At 45.1% G+C, this 19,263-nt stretch carries 14 protein-coding genes; 9 read left to right on the forward strand and 5 right to left on the reverse strand.

Annotated elements, in window-relative coordinates; all coding sequences use genetic code 11:
* Window positions 1–161 precede the first annotated feature (161 nt).
* The 6 genes from RDN93_RS10505 (at window position 162) to RDN93_RS10530 (ending at window position 12,191) form a co-directional block, all read left to right on the forward strand.
* Window positions 162–1,745: a sulfatase gene (locus tag RDN93_RS10505; protein WP_308745477.1), complete on the forward strand. Its 1,584-nt coding sequence runs from the start codon at window positions 162–164 to the stop codon at window positions 1,743–1,745.
* Window positions 1,746–1,763: 18 nt separating this feature from the next.
* Entirely contained in the window at window positions 1,764–4,088 is a 2,325-nt protein-coding gene (locus tag RDN93_RS10510) for a glycoside hydrolase family 20 protein (protein WP_308745478.1), read from the forward strand.
* Between the two features lie 26 nt (window positions 4,089–4,114).
* On the forward strand, window positions 4,115–7,189 hold the full coding sequence (locus tag RDN93_RS10515) for a glycoside hydrolase family 2 TIM barrel-domain containing protein (protein ID WP_308745479.1): 3,075 nt from the start codon (window positions 4,115–4,117) through the stop codon (window positions 7,187–7,189).
* Window positions 7,190–7,337: 148 nt separating this feature from the next.
* Window positions 7,338–9,155: an alpha-L-fucosidase gene (locus RDN93_RS10520; RefSeq protein WP_308745480.1), complete on the forward strand. Its 1,818-nt coding sequence runs from the start codon at window positions 7,338–7,340 to the stop codon at window positions 9,153–9,155.
* A gap of 142 nt (window positions 9,156–9,297) precedes the next feature.
* The gene (locus RDN93_RS10525) at window positions 9,298–10,473 is read left to right on the forward strand and encodes a mechanosensitive ion channel domain-containing protein (RefSeq protein WP_308745481.1); all 1,176 of its coding nucleotides are present in this window, start codon (window positions 9,298–9,300) and stop codon (window positions 10,471–10,473) included.
* Between the two features lie 107 nt (window positions 10,474–10,580).
* Window positions 10,581–12,191: an AAA family ATPase gene (locus tag RDN93_RS10530; RefSeq protein ID WP_308745482.1), complete on the forward strand. Its 1,611-nt coding sequence runs from the start codon at window positions 10,581–10,583 to the stop codon at window positions 12,189–12,191.
* Between the two features lie 114 nt (window positions 12,192–12,305).
* Here the strand turns inward: RDN93_RS10530 and RDN93_RS10535 are convergent, their stop codons facing one another.
* Both RDN93_RS10535 and RDN93_RS10540 read right to left on the reverse strand, forming a co-directional pair.
* On the reverse strand, window positions 12,306–13,454 hold the full coding sequence (locus RDN93_RS10535) for an endonuclease/exonuclease/phosphatase family protein (protein WP_308745483.1): 1,149 nt from the start codon (window positions 13,452–13,454) through the stop codon (window positions 12,306–12,308).
* Window positions 13,435–14,895, reverse strand: coding sequence for an aminoacyl-histidine dipeptidase (locus RDN93_RS10540; RefSeq protein ID WP_308745484.1), 1,461 nt, complete (start codon window positions 14,893–14,895; stop codon window positions 13,435–13,437). The genes RDN93_RS10535 and RDN93_RS10540 overlap by 20 nt, the downstream gene beginning before the upstream one ends.
* A gap of 135 nt (window positions 14,896–15,030) precedes the next feature.
* Here RDN93_RS10540 and RDN93_RS10545 point away from each other — a divergent pair, with 135 nt between their 5' ends.
* Window positions 15,031–15,264 carry a hypothetical protein gene (locus RDN93_RS10545; protein WP_024987742.1) on the forward strand — a complete coding sequence of 78 codons (234 nt, stop codon included), beginning with the start codon at window positions 15,031–15,033 and terminating at the stop codon, window positions 15,262–15,264.
* A 28-nt stretch (window positions 15,265–15,292) separates the two neighbouring features.
* Complete coding sequence (locus RDN93_RS10550; protein ID WP_308745485.1) at window positions 15,293–15,895, forward strand: OmpH family outer membrane protein; 603 nt, start codon at window positions 15,293–15,295, stop codon at window positions 15,893–15,895.
* A gap of 132 nt (window positions 15,896–16,027) precedes the next feature.
* On the opposite strand, the gene RDN93_RS10555 is transcribed toward RDN93_RS10550, so the two are convergent.
* Together RDN93_RS10555 and RDN93_RS10560 are read right to left on the reverse strand one after the other, a co-directional pair.
* Window positions 16,028–16,369, reverse strand: coding sequence for a hypothetical protein (locus RDN93_RS10555; protein ID WP_308745486.1), 342 nt, complete (start codon window positions 16,367–16,369; stop codon window positions 16,028–16,030).
* Window positions 16,370–16,372: 3 nt separating this feature from the next.
* Window positions 16,373–16,669 (reverse strand): septum formation initiator family protein, encoded by a 297-nt coding sequence (locus RDN93_RS10560; protein ID WP_308745487.1) that lies wholly within the window; start codon window positions 16,667–16,669, stop codon window positions 16,373–16,375.
* A 224-nt stretch (window positions 16,670–16,893) separates the two neighbouring features.
* Between RDN93_RS10560 and RDN93_RS10565 the strand changes: the two genes are divergently transcribed.
* A complete protein-coding gene (locus RDN93_RS10565) occupies window positions 16,894–18,777 on the forward strand; it encodes a DNA polymerase III subunit gamma/tau (RefSeq protein WP_308745488.1) in 1,884 nt (627 codons plus the stop codon).
* A gap of 79 nt (window positions 18,778–18,856) precedes the next feature.
* Here the strand turns inward: RDN93_RS10565 and RDN93_RS10570 are convergent, their stop codons facing one another.
* Complete coding sequence (locus RDN93_RS10570) at window positions 18,857–19,090, reverse strand: PspC domain-containing protein (protein WP_308745489.1); 234 nt, start codon at window positions 19,088–19,090, stop codon at window positions 18,857–18,859.
* Window positions 19,091–19,263: the final 173 nt, after the last annotated feature.

The raw sequence follows: 19,263 nt of genomic DNA on the forward strand, positions 1-19,263 counted from the left end.
AGGTATGAATATGTAACATCTTCAGAGATGCATTTTGAAGTATTTGATTCAACAAATCATGCAGAAATGGAGATTATTGGAAATTAATTGGTAATTTGTGGAAGCCGATTTTGCTTTCCGTTCACTATCTTTGCTGCTACTATCTAATATAAAATTGTTTTATGGAAAAACTGCACTCAAATTTATTCTTTCCTCTGGCAGGAGTAGCTGCCGTAGCTTCCCTTGCTTCCTGTTCAAACAAGCAAAAGCCTGCGGAGCAGAAACCTTTGAATATCGTCTACATCATGACGGACGATCACACAGCACAGATGATGAGCTGTTACGACACGCGCTACATGGAAACCCCGAATCTTGACCGCATTGCTGCCGATGGCGTACGCTTCACTCAAAGTTTTGTAGCCAATTCATTAAGCGGTCCCAGCCGAGCCTGCATGATAACAGGAAAACATAGCTGTGCTAATAAATTCTACGATAACACCACTTGCGTATTCGACAGTTCGCAACAGACTTTCCCAAAACTGTTGCAGAAAATCGGTTACCAGACAGCGCTGGTGGGTAAATGGCATCTTGAAAGTTTGCCTTCCGGATTTGATTACTGGCAAATTGTCCCCGGACAAGGCGACTACTACAATCCGGATTTCATCACGCAAAACAATGACACTATCCAAAAACATGGATACATCACGAACCTTATCACCGATGATGCTATCGACTGGATAGAAAACAAGCGCAACCCGGAGAAACCTTTCTGTCTCCTGATTCACCACAAGGCGATTCACCGCAACTGGTTGGCGGATACTTGCAATCTGGCTTTGTACGAGGATAAGACCTTCCCTCTGCCGGACAATTTCTTTGACGACTACGAAGGGCGTCCCGCCGCTGCCGCACAAGAGATGAGCATTGTAAAGGACATGGACATGATTTATGACCTTAAAATGCTTCGTCCCGATAAAAAGTCCCGTCTGAAATCCTTGTATGAGAAATATATCGGTCGCATGGATGAAGCACAACGTGCCGCATGGGACAAATTCTACACTCCGATTATAGACGATTTCTATAAACAGAACCTTCAAGGCAAAGACCTTGCCAACTGGAAATTCCAGCGTTACATGCGCGACTACATGAAGACCGTGAAATCACTGGACGACAATGTAGGCCGTGTGCTCGACTACCTGAAAGAGAAAGGACTGCTGGATAACACACTCGTTGTCTACACTTCCGACCAGGGATTCTATATGGGTGAACACGGTTGGTTCGACAAACGCTTCATATACGAAGAATCCATGCGTACACCGCTTATCATGCGCCTGCCGAAAGGATTCGACCGCAGAGACGACATCACCGAAATGGTACAGAACATCGACTATGCACCCACCTTCCTCGAATTGGCAGGAGCGGAGATTCCTTCTGATATCCAAGGTGTATCCCTCGTACCCTTGCTGAAAGGCGAACATCCGAAGGACTGGCGGAAAGCTCTCTATTATCATTTCTACGAATATCCCGCCGAGCACATGGTGAAACGTCATTATGGCGTACGCACGGAGCGCTATAAACTGATTCATTTCTATAATGACATCAACTGGTGGGAACTTTACGACCTGCAGGCAGACCCGTCGGAAATGCATAACCTTTACGGACAGCCTGAATATGAAGCGGTAGTGAAAGAACTGAAAGAAGAAATGCTGAAACTTCAGGAGCAATACAATGACCCTGTCCGCTTCTCACCGGAGAGAGACAAGGAATAAATCCAACGTACATACGCCATGAAAAGATACATCTTGATCATTCTCGTACTGCTTTCGCCGTTGACAGCGTTTTTGCAGGCTGATAACTTAACATCCCCTTTAATTTCAATAGTTCCACGCCCGACACAGTTTGTGCCGGGCAGTGGCAACTTCACCTTTTCTGCAAAAACGGCATTTGCGGTAGAAAATCAGGAGCAGGCTGCGATTGCCCACAATTTTATCAATCTGTTTACCCATGCTGCCGGAATAACTCCTACATTGAATGTCGGCAACAAAGAAGGACAAGTCCGTTTTGTGACGGATACTTCTTTAAAAACCGAAGCATATCTGCTGGAGATTACACCGGAACAGATACTTATTAAAGCTTCGGATACAAAGGGATTTTTCTATGCCCTGCAATCTGTCCGCCAACTCCTGCCTGCTGCCATAGAATCGGAACAACCGGTACAGAATATCGCTTGGAGTGTTCCCGCAATGACAGTTCAGGATGAGCCCCGTTTCGGTTTCAGAGGATTACTTTTGGACCCGGTACGTTGTTTTATTCCTAAGGAGAACGTATTGCGAATCATCGACTGCATGGCGATGCTGAAAATAAACAAGCTTCATTTTCATCTGACGGATGATAACGGCTGGCGGATTGAAATAAAGAAATATCCCCGTTTGACGGAAGTAGGAGCGTGGAGAGTAGACCGTACGGATGTACCTTTCCACTCACGCCGTAACCCGAAGCGTGGAGAGCCTACTCCGATAGGTGGTTTCTATACGCAGGATGAGATTCGGGAGATAGTGGCTTATGCCGCCGACAGGCAGATTGAAGTAATTCCCGAAATAGATGTACCTGCTCACAGTAACTCTGCTTTGGCTGCCTATCCCCAGCTTGCCTGTCCGGTTGTGAAAGACTTTATCGGTGTGCTTCCCGGACTGGGAGGACGGAATTCCGAAATAATTTATTGCGCGGGAAACGACAGTGTATTTACATTCCTGCAAGATGTCTTTGACGAAATTCTGGCACTTTTCCCTTCCCGTTATATTCATATGGGAGGAGATGAAGCCCGAAAGACGAATTGGGAAAGATGCCCGCTTTGCCAGAAACGGATGAAAAAGCAGCATTTGGCGAATGAAGAAGATTTGCAGGGTTATTTTATGAAACGTATCAGTGATTATCTGCGCAAAAAAGGTCGCGAAGTGATTGGCTGGGATGAGTTGACAAACAGTTCTTTTCTTCCCGAAGAATCCATCATCCTCGGTTGGCAGGGAATGGGGACGGCTGCTCTGAAAGCTGCCGAAAAGGGACATCGTTTTATCATGACTCCGGCGCGCATCATGTATCTGATTCGCTATCAGGGGCCGCAATGGTTTGAACCGGTAACCTATTTCGGAAACAATACACTGAAAGATGTTTTTGATTACGAACCGGTGCAGAAGGATTGGAAACCGGAATACGAGTCTTTGTTAATGGGAGTACAGGCTTGTATGTGGACGGAATTCTGCAATAAGCCGGAAGATGTGGAGTATCTTTTGTTTCCTCGTCTGGCAGCTTTGGCAGAGGTGGCATGGACGCCCGCAGGTACAAAAGACTGGCCTGGATTCTTGAAACGAATGGATGCATACAACGCCCATATTGCAGAAAAAGGGATTATCTACGCCCGCTCAATGTATAACATACAGCAGACGGTGACCCCGGTGGACGGACATCTGGAAGTGAACCTGGAATGTCTCCGCCCGGACGTGGAAATTCACTATACGCTGAATGGCAGTGACCCGGCTATGTCCTCTCATCGTTATGACGACCCTATCCGTGTGACAAAGACACAAATGGTGAAGGCGGCTACTTTTATGAACGGCAAGCAAATGGGAGAAACCTTAGAATTGCAACTCACATGGAACAAAGCCACGGCAAAACCTTTGCTTGGCAATAAGAAGAACGAAATGTTATTAGTCAACGGATTGCGGGGAAGCTTGAAATATACAGATTTTGAGTGGTGTAACTGGACTCGGAATGATTCTATATCTTTCACGATAGATTTGCTTGATAAGGAAAAACTGAATAAATTTGCCATTGGCTGTATTACGAATTATGGGATGGGAGTACACAAGCCGAAGATGATTCGCGTAGAGGTTTCTGATGACAATCGGGCATACCGTGCCATAGGGGAGTTGAATTTCTCTTTGGAAGAAATCTATCAGGAAGGAACTTACAGAAATGACTACTCGATAGATATGGGCGGAGTATCTGCCCGCTATGTCCGGGTAACGGCGAAAGGAGCAGGGATTTGCCCCGCCGAACACGTCCGTCCCGACCAGGAAGCGAGAGTCTATTTTGATGAGGTGATTATAGAATAGTAGTCAAGCAGTTAAAAATAACAATTATGAACATCAGCTTAAAGAAACGAACTTTTTTAATCTTATTGGCAGGACTGACTGCATCTTTCGCTTCGGCACAGAAGCAAGTATTGCCCGAATGGCAAAGCCAGTATGCGGTAGGACTGAACAAACTCGCCCCTCATACCTACGTATGGCCTTACGTCGACGCTTCCGATATTGAAAAGCCGGGCGGATACGAACAGTCCCCATTTTATATGAGCCTGAACGGGAAATGGAAATTCCATTGGGTGAAGAATCCCGATAACCGTCCGAAAGATTTTTATCAGCCTTCTTATTATACCGGAGGTTGGGCGGACATCAACGTTCCCGGCAACTGGGAACGTCAGGGTTATGGCACAGCTATCTATGTCAACGAGACATATGAATTTGACGACAAAATGTTCAACTTTAAAAAGAATCCGCCACTAGTTCCTTATGCGGAGAATGAAGTCGGTTCCTATCGTCGTACGTTCAAAGTGCCTGCCGACTGGAAAGGACGGCGTGTAGTGCTTTGCTGTGAAGGTGTGATCTCTTTCTATTACGTATGGGTGAACGGGAAACAGCTCGGATACAACCAGGGTTCGAAAACAAATGCCGAATGGGACATCACCGATGTTTTGAATGACGGAGAGAATGTGGTTGCTTTGGAAGTGTACCGTTGGAGTTCGGGCGCTTATCTGGAATGTCAGGATATGTGGCGTTTGAGCGGTATCGAACGTGATGTGTATCTTTACAGTACTCCCAAACAGTATATTGCCGACTATAAACTGAACGCTTCTTTAGATAAGGATAAATACAAAGATGGTATCTTCGGACTGGAAGTTACCGTGGAAGGCCCTTCCGCTACCGCCAGCTCTATTGCTTACACATTGAAAGATGTTTCGGGCAAAGCAGTCTTGCAGGATGCTATTCAGATAAAATCCCGTGGATTGAGCAATTTCATCGCGTTTGATGAAAAGAAGATTCCGAATGTGAAGGCTTGGGATGCGGAGCATCCTAATCTTTATACATTAGTACTCGAACTGAAAGACGCCCAAGGCAAAGTCACCGAACTGACCGGATGTGAAGTAGGCTTCCGCACTTCGGAAATCAAGGACGGACGTTTTTGTATCAACGGCGTTCCGGTACTGGTGAAAGGAACCAACCGTCATGAACATTCACAACTCGGACGTACGGTGAGCAAGGAATTAATGGAGCTGGATATCAAACTGATGAAACAGCATAACATCAATTTGGTTCGAAACTCGCATTATCCTACCCATCCTTATTGGTATCAGCTTTGCGACCGTTACGGACTGTATATGATTGATGAAGCAAACATCGAATCCCACGGCATGGGTTACGGTCCCGCTTCTCTCGCCAAAGACAGCACCTGGCTGCCGGCACACATGGACCGTACGCACCGTATGTACGAACGTTCCAAGAATCATCCCGCCATCGTTATCTGGTCGCTTGGAAATGAAGCCGGCAACGGTATCAACTTCGAGCGTACCTACGATTGGCTGAAATCAGTAGAAAAGACCCGCCCCGTACAGTACGAGCGTGCCGAACTGAATTACAATACGGACATCTACTGCCGTATGTACCGCAGTGTGGACGACATCAAAGCATATGTGGCAAAGAAAGACATCTACCGTCCTTTCATCCTTTGTGAATATCTGCACGCAATGGGCAACAGTTGCGGCGGACTGAAAGAATACTGGGATGTCTTTGAAAGTGAACCGATGGCACAAGGCGGTAACGTCTGGGACTGGGTGGACCAGTCTTTCCGTGAAATAGACAAGAACGGAAAATGGTACTGGACTTACGGCGGTGACTATGGTCCGGAAGGAATCCCCAGCTTCGGTAACTTCTGCTGTAACGGTCTGGTAGGTGCCGACCGTGAACCACATCCGCATTTGCTTGAAGTGAAGAAAGTCTATCAAAACATAAAGACTACATTACTTGACCGGAGGAACATGAAACTCCGTATCAAGAACTGGTACGATTTCTCCAATCTGAATGAATATATATTCCATTGGAATGTAACGACAGATAGTGGAGAAAGACTGGCGGAAGGCACAAATGTATTGGATTGTGAGCCGCACGCTACAATAGATATACAGTTGGGTAATGTTATTCTATCAAAAAAAGACCGGGAGGCTTATCTGAATATTAGCTGGACCCGCAAGGAGGCTTCCCCGATGATAGCTGAAGACTGGGAAGTGGCTTATGACCAGTTTGTTCTTGCCGGTAATAAGAACTCTACGGCTCATCGTCCGCAAAAAGCAGGTGAGACTACATTCACTGTTGATAAAGAAACGGGTGCGTTGACCTCTTTGAATCTGAATGGCAAAGAGCTGTTGTCCACCCCGGTAACACTGAGCCTTTTCCGTCCGGCTACGGATAATGATAATCGTGATAAGAACGGTGCACGCCTGTGGCGTAGAGCAGGACTGGACAATATAACCCAAAAAGTCGTTTCACTGAAAGAAGGCAAGAACTCGACAACCGCCCGTGTGGAAATACTCAACGTAAAAGGACAGAGAGTAGGTACGGCTGATTTTATTTATGCACTTGACAAGAACGGTGCATTGAAAGTAAGCACAACTTTCGAGCCGGATACAGCAATTGTGAAATCAATGGCTCGCCTGGGATTAACGTTCCGTGTAGGTGATACGTACGATCAGGTTTCCTATCTGGGACGCGGTGACGATGAAACGTATATCGACCGTGACCAGTCCGGCAGAATCGGGCTGTATCGGACAACTCCCGAACGTATGTTCCATTACTATGTCACTCCGCAGTCAACAGGCAACCGGACAGATGTACGTTGGGCGAAGTTTACGAATCAGTCCGGTGAAGGTATCTTTGTTGAATCCAATCGCACTTTCCAGTTCAGTATGATTCCTTTCTCAGATGTATTATTAGAGAAAGCCCGTCATATCAACGACTTGGAACGTGACGGAATGTTCACTGTACACTTGGATGCAGAGCAGGCAGGTGTGGGAACGGCTACTTGCGGTCCCGGTGTGCTGCCGCAATATTTGGTTCCGTTGAAGAAACAGAGTTTTGAATTTACCATTTATCCGATAAAATGAGTGTTGAACCAATAGGCTGTTAGATTACATATAATCAGGTGTGGATTTCACGGTTTCTTTGAATATTGTCAGAAATATTCTGCCGGAGTAGTGAAAATCACACCTTTATGTTATCTTTGTGCTATCAGCATTAATTAAATAGTATATTATGAACAAACTCCTAACCACACTATTATTATCCTCTGCCATAACATTGAGCGTACAAGCACAAAAGTCAGATGATTATTACGTGAAGCACGTCGAATTTCCTCAAAATGCAACACTTGAACAGAAGGTAGATATGGCGGCACGTCTGGTACCTACTCCCCAACAGTTATTGTGGCAGCAAATGGAACTGACTGCTTTTCTCCATTTCGGTATCAACACTTTTACCGGACGCGAATGGGGAGACGGAAAAGAAGACCCCGCACTGTTCAACCCTTCGGAACTGGATGCCGGACAATGGGTACGCAGCCTTAAGGAAGCCGGCTTTAAAATGGTACTTCTTACAGCGAAACATCACGACGGTTTCTGTCTTTGGCCTACGGCTACCACCAAACATTCCGTAGCTTCTTCCCCTTGGAAGAACGGACAGGGAGACGTTGTGAAAGAACTTCGGAAGGCCTGCGATAAATATGGAATGAAATTCGGAGTCTATCTCTCTCCGTGGGACAGAAACGCGGAATGTTACGGAGATTCTCCCCGCTACAATGAGTTTTTTATCCGCCAGTTGACGGAACTGTTGACTAATTACGGTGAAGTGCACGAAGTATGGTTCGACGGAGCGAACGGAGAAGGTCCGAACGGAAAGAAACAAATATATGACTGGGACGCTTTCTATAAAACTATCCAACGTCTGCAACCCAAAGCGGTGATGGCGATTATGGGAGACGATGTCCGCTGGGTAGGAAACGAGAAAGGCTTGGGACGCGAAACAGAATGGAATGCCACTGTACTGACTCCGGGCATTTATGCCCGTTCGGCAGAAAACAACAAACGTCTGGGTGTCTTTAGCAAAGCGGAAGATTTAGGAAGCCGTAAGATGTTGGAGAAAGCTACGGAATTGTTCTGGTATCCCTCGGAAGTGGATGTGTCTATCCGTCCGGGATGGTTCTATCACGAGTCGGAAGACAGTAAAGTAAAATCCCTGAAACATCTATCGGATATTTATTTCCGGTCGGTAGGCTATAATTCCGTGCTCTTATTGAATATTCCTCCCGACCGTAGAGGGCTGATAAATGAAGCAGATGTGAACCGACTGAAAGAATTTGCCTCTTATCGGGAACAGATATTTGCCGACAACCGGGTGAGGAAAGGAAGAAACTACTGGAATGCCACTTCGGGTAGTGAGGCCGTTTATTCCTTGAAGCCGAAGTCGGAAATCAATGTCGTGATGCTTCAGGAAGATATAACGAAAGGGCAGAGGGTAGAGGCTTTTACCGTTGAGGCTCTGACGGATAACGGTTGGAAAGAAGTTGGTAAAGGCACTACAATCGGGTATAAACGTATGCTGCGTTTCCCTGCGGTAAAAGCCAGTCAACTTCGGGTGAAGATAAATGAATGTCGTCTGACTGCTCACATAAATCAGGTTGGTGCTTATTATGCGGCTCCTTTGGAGGAAGCGGCTCAGGGAGAAGACTGGAATAACCTGCCTCGTAGCGGTTGGAAACAAGTAGCTGCTTCTCCGCTTACGATTGATTTGGGTAAAACGGTGACATTGAGCAGTTTTACCTATGCTCCGTTGAAAGCGGAAGCGAAACCGGCCATGGCTTTCCGTTATAAATTCTTTGTCAGCATGGACGGCAAGAACTGGAAGGAAGTTCCCACGAATGGAGAGTTCAGTAATATTATGCACAATCCGTTGCCGCAGACAGTTGCTTTCGGTCAGAAAGTACAGGCGCGTTATATTAAATTAGAGGCTACTACGCCTACCGCGACAACCGCAAAAGTAGAAATGAATGAAATAGGAGTGGTGATAACTCCCTGACGGAGTTGGCATCATTGAAAGATATGCTTGGAAAGTATCAGTGAAGACTGGCGGTCTTGATTTTTCGTGAATCAGACGCCGGTCTTTTTTTTCTAAACCAAATGCATATTTAGCTGTTATTAAATAAAAAAGAATATAAGTTATGCTAGTAGTAGATTTAGGAAAATGGATGAACAAAATCCTGATAGATTGGGGAATTGACCCGAAAGTTGCCGACCGTTTTGATGAGACTATTATGGCCATACTGATGATTGCCATTGCCATCGGTCTGAATTATCTTTGCCAGGCGATTCTTATGGGCGGGATGAAGCAGTACACCCGCCGGAAACCACATCTATGGAATACATTGTTGATGAAGCGCAAGGTGTTTCATCACCTGATACATACCATTCCGGCTTTTCTTGTTTATGCTTTGCTGCCAATGGCTTTCATTCGTGGGAAGGAACTGCTGTTGATTTCTCAAAAAGCCTGTGTCGTTTATATTATTTTCTCGTTGCTGCTGGCTGTAAATGGTATCCTGTTGATGATAATGGATATCTATGACGGAAAAGAATCTATGAAAGACCGTCCGATGAAGGGATTTATCCAAGTATTGCAGGTACTCCTTTTTTTTGTGGGCGGAATTGTAATCATCGCTATCATCGTGAACAAATCTCCTGCCAGTTTATTTGCGGGGTTAGGTGCTTCGGCAGCCATCTTGATGTTGGTTTTCAAAGATTCCATATTGGGGTTTGTTGCGGGCATCCAGCTTTCCGCCAATGATATGGTCCGTCCGGGCGACTGGGTTACGCTTCCTTCCGGTGAGGCAAACGGTACGGTGCAGGAGATTACGCTGAATACAGTCAAGATTCAGAATTTCGATAATACCATCTCTACTGTTCCACCATATACCTTGGTCAGCACTCCTTTTCAGAATTGGCGGGGAATGGTGCAGTCGGGAGGACGAAGGGTGATGAAGAATATAACCCTGGACTTGACTACGCTTCAATTCTGCACGCCCGAAATGCTCGACCGTTATCGGAAGGAAATCCCTTTAATGGCGGACTATCAGCCCGAAGAGGGCATAGTGCCTACGAACTCCCAGGTTTACAGAGTATATATTGAACGTTATTTGTGTAGTTTGCCTGTGGTGAACCAGGATTTGGACTTGATTATCAGCCAAAAAGAGGCCACGATGTATGGAGTGCCTATTCAGGTTTACTTCTTCTCCCGAAATAAGGTTTGGAAAGAATATGAACGTATCCAGTCGGACATCTTTGACCATTTGCTGGCAATGGTTCCCAAGTTTGACTTGAAGGTTTATCAGTATTCAGATTAAATGTTAAGTAGTACAACAAAATTCGTTTTATAATGTCCGGAATCGTTTGTATTTATGCCTGTTTTCACGTATCTTCGTCTAGTGATTCATAAAAAGCCGATAAAAAGATGAAATATCCTATTGGAATACAGAGCTTTGACCGCATTCGTGAAGACGGTTTTGTTTATGTAGACAAGACTGCCTTAGTTTACAACCTTGTGCAAACGGGTTCAATCTGTTTCTTGAGTCGTCCCCGTCGTTTTGGGAAGAGTTTGCTGGTGAGTACACTTGCCTGTTATTTTCAGGGGCGGAAAGAACTTTTCGACGGACTGGCAATTGCCGATCTTGAAAAAGACTGGTTGCAATATCCTATTTTCCGCATTGACTTTAACGGTGGACCATATACCCAACCGGGAGTGCTCGAAGCAACTATTGAAGGGTATTTAGGTAATTGGGAAGACATCTATGGCAAAAATCTGAACTACACTACTACAGGTGACCGCTTCAAGGAACTGCTCCGCCGTGCTTATGAACGGACAGGACAGCGTGCGGTAGTACTGATTGATGAATATGACAAACCCATTCTCGATGTGTTGGATACCGGAACTTACACCCGCAACCATGTAGGAGAGAAACTTTTGCTTGAAGACCATCACAGGGAAATTCTGAAATCTTTTTATTCCACCTTCAAAGGAGCTGACGAGTATCTGAAATTCGTATTGTTGACGGGAGTTACGAAATTTTCGCAAGTAAGTGTGTTCAGTGGCTTCAACCAACCAAAAGACATTAGTATGGATGAACGCTACGAATCACTATGCGGAATCACTCAGGAAGAATTGGAGAAATACTTCGCAGAACCCATCTCGCGATTGGCAACTAAATACGAATGTACGGTGGAGGAAATGAAGGACTGGTTGAAACGGCAGTATGATGGTTATCATTTTAGTACAAACATGGCCGCCATTTATAATCCGTTTAGCATACTTAATGCTTTTGATATGAATGAAATCCGTGACTACTGGTTCGCCACCGGTACTCCGACCTATCTGGTACGTTTGTTACAACACAGTCGCGAACAGATGAACGAACTAACAGGAAAATTCTACGACCCAACTATGTTTATAGACTACAAAGCGGATGTGGAACAACCCCTACCAATGATTTTTCAAAGCGGATACCTCACAATCAAGGAATATAATAAGAAAATGGGAACCTATCTGCTCGATTTCCCGAACAACGAAGTACGGAAGGGATTCTTGTCTGTATTAGCAGCCAATTATATGAAGCCGAAGAGTAAAGAAGTGACGAGTTGGATAACAGATGCCGTGATGGACCTTGAACGGGGTGATACAGATGCGTTCCGCCGTTCTCTCACCTCTTTTTTGGCTAGTATTCCCTATGATTCTCACGGCTCGTTGAAAGATATAGATATAACAGAAAAGCATTTTCAATACACTTTTTATCTATTACTTCGACTGATAGGTGTATATTGCATCGCTATCCATTGCGAAGACCGCCAAAGCTACGGACGGGTGGATTGTACACTGGAGATGGAGGATTACATCTATATCTTTGAATTTAAAATGGACGGCACGACACAGGAGGCTTTGGAGCAAATAGAAAAGACTGGCTATGCCAGACCTTATCTTGCAGACAAACGAAAAGTAATTGGTATCGGAGTGAACTTCTCATCCGTCACACGAACAGTAGAAGACTGGGAAGAAGTTTCCATTGCGTGAGAAAAATAGAATTATAATATCCAGTAGGGATATTTAGTAAATGCCCCACTTTAAAATTCAATGAAGAGTAAATTTCATGGAAAAGTGAAATTTACTCTTTATTTTTAATTCCAGTTAATGTAGAATCAGCTCGAAGTCGGTGTAAATAGGCAAATGGTCGCTGACACCGCCTTGATACTTCATCCCCTTATAAGTGCGGAAAGGCTCTTTATCACCGTATTTCTTATCCTCAATTAGTAAAAAGGGGAGCAGGCAGACGTTCGTTTTTTCCTCACTGGTGAAGAACTCACCGGAGCGGTTCAGCAAAGTACCGGATACGATCAAGTGGTCGAGCAATCCCCATTCGCCTTGATATTTGTAAGAACCGAAATCTTTGGATTTGGCTTTTCGGGCGAGTAGATGATAGAGTTTCAATGGAGATAAGGCAGGGGATGGTGCTTCCGCTTCCAGTACTTTCCGGATAGACTTATTGGTCGGATAGTCATTAAAATCTCCCATGATGATAACTTGGGGGTGGAGCCGTTTGTGCAAGATACTATCCGCTTCTGTTCGTAGAATTTGAGCAGCATGAAGCCGATAGGGTTCAGACTCTTTCGCTCCGCCGGAACGGCTTGGAAGATGGCAGACGAATACGTCCAGCGTATCTTCTGTTAGTAACAGCCCGCTGACGTGTAGTAAGTCTCTTGTCGGGCGATGTTGTTTTAAGGGTGGAATAGAAATGGAGCGGGAAGATAATAATTTGAATAAATCCCGTTGATAGAGCAGAGCTACATCAATACCTCTTGAATCGGGAGAATCGGTCATCACATAACGATAATCGAGTTCCTTTAAAGGTGAGCGGCGGGTAAGGTCACGCAGTACCGTATCATTTTCTACTTCACAAAGACCTACGAGGGCGGGCGGATTCCATTCGCCAATCGCCGTGATGACACGTGCAATATCAGCCAGCTTCTTTTTGTATCTGCTGTAATTCCAGTGACGCATCGCATCGGGAAGAAATTCGCGGTCATTCTTCAGACTGTCATGGTGAGTGTCGAACAGGTTTTCTATGTTCCAGCTTACGACGCGAAAAGGGACTTTTTCTTGGAAGAGAGAATCTTGCCTGTAATGAAAATCTTGTGCTATATTATGAGAAGGGATAAGAAAGCTGATGCCCAATACGCCCGTAACAAAAAAGAGTATGGTAACAGCTACTCTTTTTTCGCTATTACCATAACCCACGATTCGCTGATCTGACCGTCTGTTATTTCTTAACTGGAACATGTACCAGAATATCCAGTAAGTGCTTCCAGAATTTATCTACAGTAGGGATAAGCATCCGTTCATCGGGAGAGTGCACACCGGTAAGCGTCGGTCCGAAAGAAATCATATCCAATGTCGGATATTTATCAAGGAACAAACCGCATTCCAATCCGGCATGAATAGCTTTTACTTTGGCATCTACGCCGAATAAACGCTTGTAAGACTCGGCAGCTACTTCGAGGATAGCCGAATGTGGATTCGGTTTCCATCCCGGATAACCTTCGCCGAAGGTAACATCGGCGCCTGCCAGACGGAATACGGCACGTACAGTATTCGCCATATCATTGCGGGCGGACAGAATGGAACTGCGCTGGCTGGTTTCGATACGGATGATATTGTTTGGCTTCATCTTCACGGAAGCAAGATTTGTAGACGTTTCTACCAATCCCGGAATGTCCTGGCTCATGGCATATACACCGTGAGGAGCAGCATACAAAGCCTTCATCAAACGGTTGGCTGTATCCTGGTCGATAGCAGTCTTGCGGGGAGTTTCCGATTCAAGAACCAGTTTCAAGTCCGGTTCTACAACGGACAGTTCATCTTCCATTTCGCTGGCGAAGATATTCAGTTCGGTACGTACATCATGTTTCGCATCCTCGGGGACGGCACAGACGGCATACGCTTCGCGGGGAATGGCGTTGCGCAGATTTCCCCCGTTGATTTCGCAGAGATACAAGTCGTGATTATCAGCTATACGCGTGAGGAAACGATTCAGAATCTTGTTCGCGTTTCCTCTTCCCAAGTGAATATCACCACCGGAATGACCGCCTTTCAGTCCCTTCACTTCTACCTTGAAGAAGAAATATCCGGCAGGAACTTCTATCTCTTTGTATGTAAATTCTGCGACAGAATCGATGCCACCGGCACATCCGATATAGATTTCGCCTTCGTCCTCAGAGTCAAGGTTCAGGAGAATATCACCACTCATGAAGCCCTCTTTCAGAGCAAATGCACCGGTCAGTCCGGTTTCTTCGTCTACGGTGAACAGACATTCCAGCGGTCCGTGCTCAATGCTGTCATCGGCAAGGATAGCCAGTTCGGTAGCCACACCGATACCGTTGTCGGCTCCGAGGGTGGTTCCTTTGGCTTTCAGCCATTCTCCGTCTATTTCCGTTACGATAGGGTCGGTGAGAAAGTCGTGCTGAACGTCGTTGTTCTTTTCGCACACCATGTCGATATGCGATTGCAGTACGACAGTCTGCAGATTCTCCTTGCCCGGAGTGGCAGGTTTTTTAATCAGTACATTGCCTGCCTCGTCTACCTTGGTCTCGAGGTTATGTTTAGCTCCGAATGCCTTCAGATAGGCAATCATTTTCTCTTCCTTCTTTGAAGGGCGCGGCACCTGGCAGATTTCTTCGAAATACTTGAATACGCCAGCCGGCTTTAAGTCTTTTTTTTCCATGTTGTTTTCTTTATTATAATAAGGAATAGAAGGGTGGTTTTGCCCTCTTCTATTGCTAAATATGGTTAATTTGATTGGCTTATCTGAACTCATATCTCATTAAAGCCTATCTTTGCACTCACAAAATTAATAGAAATGGTTGAGACTATACTGATAACTTTGTTAATAGTTGCTATTTCCCTGGCATTATTAGGGGTGAAAGTATTCTTTACGAAAGGTGGAAAGTTCCCTAATGGTCACGTGAGCGGGAACAAAGCGTTGCGTAAGAAAGGAATCGGATGTGTGCAGTCTCAGGACAGAGAAGCACAAAAGAAACCGCGTTTTTCTATTGATGAGTTGGAAAAAGCCTTGAACGATAGTATGAATTAAATATTTAAAAAACAATACTTATTAAATTATGAATAGAATGAACTACCTCATGAACGGTTTGGCTGCTCTTGCGTTTATCGTTTTATTTTCACAATGTGCCGGCAAAGCTGACAATCAAACTACTGCTGCTCCATCTCAGGCTAACGCCGAACTGTCAGGAATGAAAATTGCCTATGTTGAAATAGATTCGCTGTTAGCTAAATACAACTTCTGTATTGACTTGAATGAGGCGATGGTGAAGAAGAGCGAAAACGTTCGTATGACGTTGAACCAGAAAGCTAACGCTCTGAATAAGGAAAAACAAGACTTCCAGAAAAAAGTTGAAAATAATGCATTCCTGTCACAAGACAGAGCTCAGCAGGAATACAACCGTCTGGTGAAGTTGGAACAAGACCTGCAGGATTTGAGCACCAAACTTCAGAATGGTTTGATGGAAGAAAACAATAAGAACAGCTTGCAGTTCCGCGATTCAATCAATGCTTTCCTGAAAGAGTATAACAAAACTCACGGATATAGCTTGATTTTCAGCAACACAGGTTTCGATAATCTGCTTTATGCTGATAGTACATTTAACATCACAAAAGAAATTGTAGATGGACTGAATGCAAGATATTCTCCGGTAAAGAAATAATTAAACAATTATAATTGATCATTGTTAAAATGAAATAATATTCCGTTCTTTGTGGAAAAGGACGGAATATAAAATTAAAATTTTGTTTGTGTTGGTGCCTGTTCAAGACTGTGAAGTTATGAATGGGCTTTTTTATGCCCTTTCCTTTTCTTCTTCCTGCGGAATGCGGAAGGCAGTATAAAGTTCGAGTATAGCGGCGATGGTAAGGCAGGCAATCCATTCGTTGCCACGTGTGGTGAACATGAAAGCTCCGGTCAGTATGAGTGCCAATGCCCCGAATATCTGCTGGATACGCAGGCGTTTCAGAGTTTTGCTTTTTCCTTTGACGGGGGTGTTCACTTGCGCCAATGCGATGAATCCGGCTCCGATGGTGTATATATAGGGAGCATAAAACCATCCGGTGATAAATACGGCGGCTCCGGTAAGAGTCATTATAGCGCCGACAGTAAAAAGAGCGGGTACTAATTGTTTCATTCTTTATTCTTCAAAAACGTAAATATCTTCGTTGGGTTTCTTCATCAGATACTTCTCACGGGCAATCTGTTCGATAGCATCAGGATTGGTGCTTATTTCATTGAGACGTTTTGTATTCTCTTCATAATCCACCCGGTATTTTTCTATTTCTTCTTTCAACTGGCTGATTTCACGCTCATATCCGAGACGGCGAACCAGGCTGTTCTCGTCCAGAAAACCTATGATAACAGCAAATGCGACGACCGTAATGAGATACTTACGCCTGCATATGAAATTCCAGATATTGATTAATTTGCTCATAACTTCTCCTTTTAATCTTCGCAAAGATAAAACTAATAACTTAAAAACTTATCGCTTCGGCTTCAAAACTTCTCTCTCTATCCTTTATTACTTATCACTTTTTTATGTACATTTGCACTGAAAGCGAAAATAGGTTGCATCCGGCATAGTTCAAATAAGCTTGACTCTGCTCTCGTTTGCACTATTTTTGCACGAAAAGCAAAAAAACAGAGAGAATCCCGGATATGGAAAACTATATTGTATCAGCCCGTAAATATCGTCCGTCCACGTTCGAATCAGTGGTAGGTCAGCGGGCGTTGACTACTACGCTGAAAAATGCGATTGCCACCCAAAAACTGGCTCATGCTTATTTGTTTTGCGGACCACGTGGAGTAGGAAAGACTACTTGTGCGCGTATCTTTGCCAAAACCATTAACTGTATGACGCCCACCGCCGATGGCGAGTCCTGTAACCAATGCGAATCCTGTGTGGCGTTCAACGAACAGCGGTCGTACAATATTCACGAACTTGATGCCGCATCCAATAACTCGGTAGACGACATCCGCCAGTTGGTGGAACAGGTACGTATTCCGCCACAGATAGGCAAGTATAAAGTATATATCATCGACGAGGTACATATGCTCTCCGCATCCGCTTTCAATGCGTTTCTGAAAACGCTGGAAGAGCCGCCCCGCCATGCCATCTTTATTTTGGCTACGACAGAGAAGCACAAGATTCTTCCGACCATTCTTTCCCGTTGCCAGATTTATGATTTCAACCGGATTAGTGTGGAGGATACGGTGAATCACCTGTCATATGTAGCTTCGAAAGAAGCAATCACAGCAGAACCGGAAGCATTGAACGTGATAGCGATGAAAGCGGATGGTGGTATGCGTGATGCATTATCTATCTTTGACCAGGTGGTGAGTTTTACGGGTGGCAACATCACGTACAAGAGCGTGATTGATAACCTGAATGTACTTGATTACGAATATTATTTCCGTCTGACGGATTGCTTCCTCGAAAATAAGATAAGCGACGCCCTGCTGCTCTTTAATGACATATTGAATAAAGGCTTCGATGGAAGTCACTTTATAACCGGCTTGTCTTCTCATTTCCGTGACTTGCTGGTAGCTAAGGACGCAGTGACATTGCCTTTGCTGGAAGTGGGGGCGAGCATACGCCAACGCTATCAGGAGCAGGCGCAGAAATGTCCGTTGCCTTTTCTGTATCGGGCGATGAAGCTCTGTAATGAATGTGATTTGAATTACCGCATCAGCAAGAACAAGCGTTTGCTGGTAGAACTGACCTTGATACAGGTTGCGCAGCTTACCACCGAGGGGGATGACGGTAGTGGTGGGCGTGGCCCTAAGAAGATTATAAAACCCGTATTCACTCAGCCCGCTGCAGCTCAGCAGCCGCAGGCTGCTTCTGCAACCACTGTTCAGCAGAATCCTGTTCATTCGTCTCCGTCTTCAACTTCAACACAGGCTGTTGGCTACGCTACTGCTGCCCGTCAGCCGCAGATGCCTGCGGCGACGCAGTCCGCATCCGCATCGCCTTCTTCACCGAATGCGGCGGCTTCGTCAGCTCCGTCACCAGGAGCGGGAGTTTCCCAAACGGTAAGGGAAGAACAGCGGAAAGTTCCGGTGATGAAGATGTCCAGTCTGGGCGTGTCTATCAAGAATCCGCAGCGTGGGCAGGAGACTCGGAATACGGCTGCAACTGCCGCTCCTAAGGTGCAGATGCAACCGGAAGAGGATTTGATATTCAACGACCGTGACTTGAACTATTATTGGCAGGAATATGCAGCACAGTTGCCGAAAGAGCAGGATGCGCTAATGAAGCGTATGCAGATGCTTCGTCCGGCATTATTCAAAAACTCGACGACTTTTGAAGTTGTAGTGGATAATGAAATGGCGGCGAAAGACTTTACCGCCTTGATTCCTGAATTGCAGGAGTATCTTCGTGTCCGGTTGAGGAATAGCCAGGTAGCAATGAAAGTGAGGGTCAGTGAAGCGGCGGAAACTATACGGCCGGTGGGGCGTGTAGAGAAGTTCCAGATGATGGCTCAGAAGAACCAGGCTTTGATGCAACTGAAAGAGGAATTCGGACTTGAGTTATATTAGTCTTTTGTGAAGAATCCATATGAAATGAGCCTTGCCCGATTGGTTGTCATTTGACAAAAAACGGGCAAGGCTTTTATTTTTAATGTAATCTGTTGTTCATGCGGTCTATATATCCGTCCGACGGCATTTTTGCCGGCATAACAATCCATAAGATAATATAGATGATTACTCCTGCGAAAGCGGTGAAGAACGTAGCCAGGATATATATTATTCTCAGTAAGGTCGGATCCCAACCGAAATACTCAGCAATTCCGGCACATACCCCCGCAATCATGCGGTTGGAAGAGCGGGTTAGTTTCTTGTTATTTTTCATATATGGTATAAATTTTAGTGCGAATATCGGTACAAATATAAAAAATATATTTGGTCTGTGTGGCAGGTAGGATAATTTATATCCTGTTTTCTGACTGTCTATGCAAAGTTGTAATAGTCAGGGCAACCGCTCAATAATCTCTACATGTTATCTTTTATTCTTCGGGTGGTATA

This window comes from uncultured Bacteroides sp. (assembly GCF_902491285.1).
GTDB lineage: Bacteria > Bacteroidota > Bacteroidia > Bacteroidales > Bacteroidaceae > Bacteroides.

Coding starts and splice junctions, on each gene's coding strand:
- RDN93_RS10505 (WP_308745477.1), top strand. CDS start 162: ATGGAAAAACTGCACTCAAATTTATTCTTTCCTCTGGCAGGAGTAGCT.
- RDN93_RS10510 (WP_308745478.1), top strand. CDS start 1,764: ATGAAAAGATACATCTTGATCATTCTCGTACTGCTTTCGCCGTTGACA.
- RDN93_RS10515 (WP_308745479.1), top strand. CDS start 4,115: ATGAACATCAGCTTAAAGAAACGAACTTTTTTAATCTTATTGGCAGGA.
- RDN93_RS10520 (WP_308745480.1), top strand. CDS start 7,338: ATGAACAAACTCCTAACCACACTATTATTATCCTCTGCCATAACATTG.
- RDN93_RS10525 (WP_308745481.1), top strand. CDS start 9,298: ATGCTAGTAGTAGATTTAGGAAAATGGATGAACAAAATCCTGATAGAT.
- RDN93_RS10530 (WP_308745482.1), top strand. CDS start 10,581: ATGAAATATCCTATTGGAATACAGAGCTTTGACCGCATTCGTGAAGAC.
- RDN93_RS10535 (WP_308745483.1), bottom strand. CDS start 13,454: ATGTTCCAGTTAAGAAATAACAGACGGTCAGATCAGCGAATCGTGGGT.
- RDN93_RS10540 (WP_308745484.1), bottom strand. CDS start 14,895: ATGGAAAAAAAAGACTTAAAGCCGGCTGGCGTATTCAAGTATTTCGAA.
- RDN93_RS10545 (WP_024987742.1), top strand. CDS start 15,031: ATGGTTGAGACTATACTGATAACTTTGTTAATAGTTGCTATTTCCCTG.
- RDN93_RS10550 (WP_308745485.1), top strand. CDS start 15,293: ATGAATAGAATGAACTACCTCATGAACGGTTTGGCTGCTCTTGCGTTT.
- RDN93_RS10555 (WP_308745486.1), bottom strand. CDS start 16,369: ATGAAACAATTAGTACCCGCTCTTTTTACTGTCGGCGCTATAATGACT.
- RDN93_RS10560 (WP_308745487.1), bottom strand. CDS start 16,669: ATGAGCAAATTAATCAATATCTGGAATTTCATATGCAGGCGTAAGTAT.
- RDN93_RS10565 (WP_308745488.1), top strand. CDS start 16,894: ATGGAAAACTATATTGTATCAGCCCGTAAATATCGTCCGTCCACGTTC.
- RDN93_RS10570 (WP_308745489.1), bottom strand. CDS start 19,090: ATGAAAAATAACAAGAAACTAACCCGCTCTTCCAACCGCATGATTGCG.